At 61.5% G+C, this 6,423-nt stretch carries 7 protein-coding genes; 2 read left to right on the top strand and 5 right to left on the bottom strand.

All coding sequences use genetic code 11. The features are described from left to right. Positions 1-217: 217 nt before the first annotated feature. Entirely contained in the window at positions 218-760 is a 543-nt protein-coding gene (folE, locus tag DWB85_RS05920) for a GTP cyclohydrolase I FolE (RefSeq protein WP_117953283.1), read from the top strand. Positions 761-762: 2 nt separating this feature from the next. On the opposite strand, the gene DWB85_RS05915 is transcribed toward folE, so the two are convergent. The 5 genes from DWB85_RS05915 to htpG form a co-directional block, all read right to left on the bottom strand. Next, the gene (locus DWB85_RS05915) at positions 763-1,296 is read right to left on the bottom strand and encodes a DUF4892 domain-containing protein (protein ID WP_162846025.1); all 534 of its coding nucleotides are present in this window, start codon (positions 1,294-1,296) and stop codon (positions 763-765) included. A gap of 6 nt (positions 1,297-1,302) precedes the next feature. Beyond that, complete coding sequence (locus tag DWB85_RS05910) at positions 1,303-2,166, bottom strand: alpha/beta fold hydrolase (protein WP_117953281.1); 864 nt, start codon at positions 2,164-2,166, stop codon at positions 1,303-1,305. After that, the gene (locus DWB85_RS05905; protein ID WP_117953280.1) at positions 2,163-2,666 is read right to left on the bottom strand and encodes a SixA phosphatase family protein; all 504 of its coding nucleotides are present in this window, start codon (positions 2,664-2,666) and stop codon (positions 2,163-2,165) included. Before DWB85_RS05905 ends, DWB85_RS05910 begins: the two co-directional genes overlap by 4 nt. 21 nt (positions 2,667-2,687) lie before the next feature. Next, a complete protein-coding gene (locus DWB85_RS05900; RefSeq protein WP_117953279.1) occupies positions 2,688-3,704 on the bottom strand; it encodes an NAD(P)H-dependent glycerol-3-phosphate dehydrogenase in 1,017 nt (338 codons plus the stop codon). Between the two features lie 89 nt (positions 3,705-3,793). Continuing rightward, the gene (gene htpG, locus DWB85_RS05895) at positions 3,794-5,710 is read right to left on the bottom strand and encodes a molecular chaperone HtpG (protein ID WP_117953278.1); all 1,917 of its coding nucleotides are present in this window, start codon (positions 5,708-5,710) and stop codon (positions 3,794-3,796) included. A 167-nt stretch (positions 5,711-5,877) separates the two neighbouring features. Between htpG and DWB85_RS05890 the strand changes: the two genes are divergently transcribed. Beyond that, a complete protein-coding gene (locus tag DWB85_RS05890) occupies positions 5,878-6,411 on the top strand; it encodes a hypothetical protein (protein ID WP_117953296.1) in 534 nt (177 codons plus the stop codon). Positions 6,412-6,423: the final 12 nt, after the last annotated feature.

Below are 6,423 nucleotides of genomic sequence, written 5' to 3'. Positions count from 1 at the left end.
CTATGGATTCAGGAATTTTGAGAATTACCGATTACGCGTCTTAACCCACTGCGGGTGGGATGGCATTATTAACCGGGTTTAGTGAATATCGGCCCATCCCCCCTTAATGGGGGAGAGCCAGTTTAACCGCCCCTGACGGCGGTTTGCCATGGCTGGCAACGGTTGCTAACATCCGTCACCCCGCGGAGCGGCGGCTAACTGACACAGGGAGACAGCCTTGGAACAGCACTGGGCAGAAATTATCAAGGCCATTGGCGAGGACCTGGACAGGCCCGGCCTGCATGACACCCCCAAACGGGCCGCCAAAGCCTTCGAATTCCTCACCCGCGGGTACCAGCAATCGGTGGATGAGGTGGTCAACAATGCCCTGTTCCCCTCGGATTCCAGCGAAATGGTGCTGGTGCAAAACGTGGAGCTGTACTCGCTTTGTGAGCACCACCTGCTGCCGTTCATCGGCAAATGCCATGTCGCCTACATCCCCACGGGCAAGGTGCTGGGCCTGTCCAAGGTAGCGCGGATTGTCGACCTGTTCGCCAGGCGCCTGCAGATCCAGGAATCGCTGACTACCGAGATTGCCCAGACCATCATGGACGTGACCGACGCCGAGGGTGTGGGCGTCATCATCGAGGCGCGGCACATGTGCATGATGATGCGCGGCGTGGAGAAACAGAACTCGGTGATGAAAACCTCTGCCATGTTGGGCAGCTTCCGCGATTCCCAGGTTACCCGGGAGGAGTTCCTGCAGATCCTGCAGATGTAGGTTCAGCGCTCTAGGGTCAGCAGCTCCGCGTGCAGGTACTGGCGATCGGCGGTGCGCGCTGAACTGAACAACAGCAGGCGGTAATCGCCGTTACCCTCGGGGTCATATACCCGGTAGTGCTGCTCGTCATCGCGGCCGTAGAGTACTCGCTGCTCGAATACCCGGTTGGCCCACTCTACTCCCCGCCCGCAGCCGCGCCCATCACAGCTGAATAGCAGACGCGCCCCTTCCAGCTTCCCTTCGATCTCCTCGAGCACCTCGCTGGAACTGAAGCCATCGACAATCTGCCAGGTGTAGCGCAGCAAGTGCCCGGTCAGCCGTTCACTGTCCTCGAAACGCCAGTTACCGCGGACTTTCTGCAGGGCGCCGAGACCCACCTCGTGATCAATCACCTCGAGCTCCTCGCGATTAACCTGCCGGGCGTGCGGAAAGGCGTCGAGGGTAGTGAGCAGGGCGGCCGGCGACTCGGCACTGGCGCCTGGTGGCAGCCACAGGCAAAGCCCTGCCAGGAATAAAAATACTGCCCTGTTCCTCACTAGCACTTACTCCCCACTGCTTAGGAAATGGTTGATCCTGGCCCCGAGTTTATCCACCCCGCTCTCCATATGGAAATGGTGCCCCCCGGGATAAGTGTCCGCTACTACGTCCGGAATGCGCTCTCCCAGCGCCGAGAAACGCCGGGCGTGGGTGCTCGCCAGGCCATTCCCGGCCATCAATAACAGGGTCGGCATGCCCAGGCTGCCGAGCATGGTGTCCACCTGCTCCGCTGTCATCTTGACCGCCGAGGCCCCCCGCAGGCGGGGATCGGTGGTCCAGGTATAACCGCCGTCGACCTGCTTCAGGTTACGGCCGGCGATCAGCTCGGCCGCCTCCCGGCCCAGCCCCTGTTCCTGCCGCGCGGTGATGGCGAGCTCCCGGGTTTCATACACCCGGGTGCGGCGGTTGGTGAGGCGATGTTTTTCCAGCACAAAACGCCGCAGCTGCTTATTGAACTCCCCTGGCTCCAGTGGCGGCGGGGAGATACTGTCCAGCAGCACCAGTTTTTCCACCTGCTCCGGGAATGCCGCGGCATACAGGCTGGAAATTATTGCGCCGCGGGAATGGCCAATGAGGGTGAAGCGCTCCCAGCCCAGTTGCTGTATCACCTCGTGGATCTGCGGCAGGTCGTCGTAAACCTGGTAGGTCGCATCGGCGGAGCGACGACTGGACTGGCCGTGGCCGGTCAGATCCAGGGCAATAACATAGCGCTCTGCCAGCAGGGGCGCCAGCAGGGCAAAACTGCAGGCGTTGTCCAGCCAGCCATGCAGGGCAAGCACCGGGGGCTTCGCGGGGTCGCCCCAGGAAAGACCGGCAATTTCCAGCCCGTCCACCTGCCAGCGATGTTCCTCGGCCCCTTCTGGAATCATGACATCACCTCGTAGCCGGGCGGCTGGGCGCTGAACAGCAGCGTGGCGCAGGCCGCAGCGGGGACCTCCAGCCGCAGGGTGGCCAGTCCGCCCGGGACGAGAGGCGCCACCTGGCCCCGCTCCCCCAGGTAATAATCCACCAGCTGCGATACCAGCGGCTGGTGAGACACCAGCACGAGGTGTTCAGGGCCGTCGCCAGGCTCCAGCTGCTGCGCAAGCAAGGCATCTACCTGGGCCACCCGGCTGCCGGGGATCAGCGCCGGACTGCACTCGCAGCGGGCATGGGTGAAGGCACCGGCGATAAGGTCAGCGGTTTCAGTGGTGCGTAACCATTCACTGTACAGAATCAGCCCGGGCGCGGGCAGCGACCTGGCCTCGCAGTGCTCGCGGAAGCGCTGGCTGCCATAGCCGATATCGTCACGCCCGTTATCCGTCAGCGTGCGCTGCCTGTCCGTCGCGGCGCGGCCGGCCTCGCCGTGCCGCCATATGGTTACGATCAACTCCGCCCCCCGGGTATTACTTCACTGGGTAACAAACTCGACATCCTGCTGCTCTTCCTTGTGCATCATATCATCGAAGACATCGGCGACCGGCCGGTGCTCGTACAGAATAGCGTACAAACCATTGACCAGGGGCATGTGGATGCCACGACGGTCCGCCTCGGACTTCAGCAGGGCCAGGGTGTTGATGCCTTCCGCCACCTGGTCCATTGTGCCGACAATATCATCCAGCGGTTGTCCCCGTCCCAGCGCCAGGCCGACGCGGTAGTTTCGCGACAGGGGCGAGGAGCAGGTGACAAACAGGTCCCCCACTCCCGACAGTCCCAGAAAGGTCATCGGGTTGGCCCCCAGGTGAACGGCAAAGCGTGACATCTCGGCCAGGGAACGGGTCAGCAGCATACCCACTGTATTCTCACCAAACTCCAGGGCCGCACCAATGCCGGCCAGAATCGCATAGACGTTCTTGAGCGCCCCGCCCAGTTCCACCCCGAACATATCGCTGGAACTGTATATGAGGAAAGCGTCACTGTGCAGCAAATCGTGAATCAGGCTATTGATAGCGGGGCTTGCGCTGGCGATCACCGAACCGGCGACCTGGCCGGCGGCGATCTCAGTGGCGAGATTGGGGCCGGACAGCACGCCGCGGGGATTGCCTGGCAATTCCTCGCGCAGAATCTCACTCATCAGCCGGAAACCACCCGGCTCAATACCCTTGGTAAGGCTGATCACCAGGGTCTCTCCGGGCAGGAGCTGGGCCAGTTCCCGGACTACAGCGCGAAACGACTTGCTGGGAACGGCCACGAATACAATATCAACCGCCGCCACCGCGTCGGCGAGCACGCAGGTAGCAGTCAGTTTGCTGTCCAGGGTGTAGCGTGGCAGGTAATCACTGTTTTGGTGCTGCTGGTTGATTTCATCGGCGCGATCGCGGTTGCGCAGCCAGAGCCTGACCCGGTGGCCGTTGCAGGCGATAATGTTGCCGATGACCGTGCCGAAACTGCCACCGCCCAGCACTGCGACGGTGTATGCATCTGCCATGACTTGTCCTTGTATGTTTATCCGGCGAGGCCTGCAGTCTAACAAAAAAGCGGGCCTTACAGCCCGCTCCTGTTACCGCAGACGGCCGCCTATCTGGCGTCGAGCTCAAGCAACAGCTTGTTCAGGGTCGCCACGTAGGCCGCCGGATCCTCAAGCTGGCCGCCCTCGGCCAGGTTGGCCTGGTCAAAGACCACGGAGGCGAGGTCGGCAAACCGATCCTCATCTGCCTCCTTGTCGAGCATGGTCAGCAGCGGGTGCCCGGGGTTGATTTCCAGGATGGGTTTGGAATCCGGCACCGGCTGCCCCGCGGCCTCCATGATGCGCTTCATCTGCGCGCCCATGTCGAAGTCGCCAACCACCAGGCAGGCCGGCGAGTCTGTCAGGCGCGCGGTGGCCCGCACTTCCGCGACCTTGTTTTCCAGCACCCTGGCCATGCGCTCTACCAGGGCCTCGCTCTCCTTCTCCAGTTTTTCCTGTTCGGCCTTGTCTTCCTCGGAAGCATTGCCCAGGTCCAGGGAACCGCGGGCCACGTCCTGGAAGGACTTGCCGTCAAAGTCCTGCAGGTGATTCATCAGCCAGTCATCCACCCGGTCAGAGAGCAGCAGTACTTCGATGCCCTTCTTCCGGAATACCTCCAGGTGCGGGCTGCTCTTCGCGGTATTGAAGTTTTCCGCCACCACGTAGAAGATCTTTTCCTGGCCTTCCTGCATCCGCGCGATGTAGTCCGCCAGTGACTGGTCCTGGTCTTCCTTGTCGGTGTGGGTGGTGGAGAAGCGCAGCAGGCTGGCGATTTTCTCCTTGTTGGCAAAATCTTCCGCCGGGCCTTCCTTGAGTACCTGGCCAAACTCCTTCCAGAACGTGGCGTAGTCATCCCCGTCCTTCTTCGCCAGCTTTGACAGCATGTCCAGCACCCGCTTGGTCAATGCGCTGCGCATGGAATCGACCGCCCCGTCCTGCTGCAGAATCTCGCGGGACACGTTGAGCGGCAGGTCATTGGAATCCACCACACCCTTGACGAAGCGCAGGTACAGCGGCAGGAACTGTTCGGCGTCGTCCATGATAAAGGTGCGCTGCACGTACAGCTTGAGCCCGCGAGCCATGTCGCGATTCCACAGGTCGAAAGGTGCGCGCCGCGGCAGGTACAGCAGGCTGGTGTACTCGAGTTTTCCCTCTACCCGGTTGTGGCTCCAGCTCAGCGGCTCGTCAAAGTCATGGGAAACGTGCTTGTAGAATTCCTTGTACTCGTCGTCGGAAATCTCGGTGCGACCGCGGGTCCACAGCGCGGTGGCTTCGTTCACGGCTTCGTATTCCGGACTTTCCCCAGCCTGCTCTTCCTCACCCTCGGCCGCTGGCGCTGCGGGCTTGAGCATCATCACCGGCACCGAAATATGGTCGGAGTACTTCTTGATGACGCTGCGCACGCGGAAGTCCTCGGCAAACTCTTCGCAGCCGTCCTTCAGGAACAGGGTAATACGGGTGCCGCGGGTGGGCTTTTCCCGCGCTTCAACCGAGAATTCCGATTCGCCGTGGGATTCCCAGACTACACCCGCCTCCGGCGCGTCCCCGGCCTTGCGGCTGTGCACTTCCACCCGGTCGGCGACAATGAACGCGGAATAAAAACCGACGCCGAACTGGCCGATGAGCTGCGAGTCTTTCTGCTGGTCGCCAGTGAGGTTTTCCAGGAACGCCGCCGTGCCGGATTTGGCGATGGTGCCCAGGTGCTCGACGACCTCGTCACGGTTCATGCCGATGCCGTTGTCGGCGATGGTGATCGTTTTCGCGTCCTTGTCGACGTCAACCTGGATCTGGTAGTCGCCCTGTCCCTCCAGCAGGGACTCGTCCGACAGCGCGGCAAAGCGCAGTTTGTCGATAGCATCGGAGGCGTTGGAGATCAGCTCACGGAGGAAAATCTCCTGGTTGGAATACAGCGAGTGGATCATCAGGTGAAGCAGTTGCTTCGCCTCGGTCTGGAAGCCCAGTGTCTCTTTTTGGACGTCGGCAGTCATGAATTAACCTCGGATTGTAACTGGTTGATATTAAAAGATTTGTTTCTGTTAGAGCGATATGGGGACAAGCCCCGGGGTTTTCAAGGCCTGGGGCCGGCCAATGGCGAATTCGCGCAAACAGGAGCCATGGTCTACCTTTTGATGGGAATTCCGTGGAGGAATCAAGCATGCACAACTTCAAGTTTGCTGTACAAACCACCCTGGGCGCACTGGCGCTGGCACTTTCAAGCTCTCCCTCGCTCGCCGCCGACAAGGACGAACTGATCGCCCTGGCGCGGTCCGCCGCGCCGGCCATGGTCAGCGCCGACGCTACGGTGCTGTATCGCGGTGAGGTACTGGCCGAAGGCAGCAACGGCTGGACCTGCCTGCCGGAGACCCTGCCCGACGATGGCGCTCCCATGTGCAACGACGCGGTGTGGATGGAGATGATGCAGGCCATGGGCCAGCAGGCCGACTTCGAGGCCAGCGGCATTGGTATCTCCTACATGTTGCAGGGCGATGCCGGGGTCAGCAATTCCAACCCAATGCACCCCATGGGCAAGAACGCCCCCGACTTCATCAAGGAAGGGGCCCACCTTATGGTGATTGTGCCGAAAGCGATGCTCGAGGGGATTACCGACGACCCGCATGGTGGCGGACCCTATGTGATGTGGGGGGATACGCCCTACGCCCACATCATGATCCCGCTGGAGGATCGCTGAAGCGCTAACCCG

This window comes from Seongchinamella sediminis (assembly GCF_003457605.1).
Taxonomy (GTDB): Bacteria; Pseudomonadota; Gammaproteobacteria; order Pseudomonadales; family Halieaceae; genus Halioglobus; species Halioglobus sediminis.
The sequence above is the reverse complement of the archived record's forward strand: the minus strand, read 5'-3'. Positions and strand labels throughout refer to the sequence as shown.